Consider the following 1,064-nt stretch of genomic DNA (forward strand, 5'->3'; position numbering starts at 1 on the left):
GGCTCGTGAGCGTCGCCGTCGACGGCGTGCACGCGCACGACGTCGGCCAGTTCCTCGACGACGCCGGGCTCGTCGTCCGCGTCGGCCACCACTGCGCGCAGCCGCTGCACCGCGCGCTCGGCATCACCGCGACGACGCGCGCCAGCGCGCACGTCTACACGACCGCGGAGGAGGCCGACCGGTTCGTCGCGGCGCTCGGCGAGGTCCGCGGCTTCTTCGGACTCGGAACGGGAGCCGCGTGATGGCGAACCTCGAAGGCCTCTACCAGGAGATCATCCTGGACCACGCGAAGGCGCGGCACGGCGACGGTCCGCTCGAGGGCGCCGACGCCGAGCACCACGAGTTCAACCCGACGTGCGGCGACGAGATCACGGTCCGCGTCAAGCTCGACGACGCGCACGAGCGCATCGACGCGGTCGCTTGGCAGGGCGACGGATGCAGCATCTCGATGGCGTCGGCGTCGGTGCTCGCCGACCTCGTGGCCGGCCGACCCGTCGACGAGACGCTGGGCCTCGCCGAGGAGTTCCGCACGATGCTGCGCTCGAAGGGCGAGGGCGTTCCCGACGAGGAGGTGCTGGGCGACGCGATCGCGTTCCACGGCGTCTCGAAGTACGTCATGCGGATCAAGTGCGCGATGCTCTCGTGGGTGGCCCTCGAGGCGGCGGTCGCGAAGGCCCGCTGAGCCTCAGGCGCGGTCGGCCCAGATCGGGTCGTGCAGCTGCTCCTCGAGCACGCGCGCGGGCAGGCTCGCCGGCACGTCGTCGAGGGTGGGGGGATCCCACTTCGGCGAACGGTCCTTGTCGATCACCTGTGCTCGGATGCCCTCGTGCAGGTCGTGCTGGCCGATGAACCACGACACCGCGCGGAACTCCTGCTCGAGGGCGTCCTCGAGGCTCGGCAGCGTGCGGGCCCGGCGCACCGCCTCGAGCGTGATCGCGAGCGCCGTGGGCGAGAGCGTCTCGAGTTCGTCGGCTGCGGCGGCGGCATAGGCCTGCGCGGGCTGGGCCGACGGATGCCGCGGCTCCCCGGCTTCGTCCGGCGATCCCGCCGCCGACCCCGGCGTC

Annotated in this window: 3 protein-coding genes; 2 read left to right on the forward strand and 1 reads right to left on the reverse strand. The window is 72.7% G+C overall.

Features of this window, described 5'->3' with window-relative positions; translation table 11 throughout:
• Together ESO86_RS17530 and sufU are read left to right on the forward strand one after the other, a co-directional pair.
• Window positions 1-242: aminotransferase class V-fold PLP-dependent enzyme (locus ESO86_RS17530; RefSeq protein WP_129236020.1), on the forward strand; the 242-nt coding region annotated here is incomplete at its 5' end.
• Window positions 242-682 (forward strand): Fe-S cluster assembly sulfur transfer protein SufU, encoded by a 441-nt coding sequence (gene sufU, locus ESO86_RS17535; protein ID WP_129236021.1) that lies wholly within the window; start codon window positions 242-244, stop codon window positions 680-682. The genes ESO86_RS17530 and sufU, both read left to right, overlap by 1 nt.
• Before the next feature lie 3 nt (window positions 683-685).
• Here the strand turns inward: sufU and ESO86_RS17540 are convergent.
• Window positions 686-1,064: enoyl-CoA hydratase/isomerase family protein (locus tag ESO86_RS17540; RefSeq protein ID WP_165308338.1), on the reverse strand; the 379-nt coding region annotated here is incomplete at its 5' end.

The organism is Agromyces binzhouensis (genome assembly GCF_004135055.1).
GTDB classification, from domain to species: Bacteria; Actinomycetota; Actinomycetes; order Actinomycetales; family Microbacteriaceae; genus Agromyces; species Agromyces binzhouensis.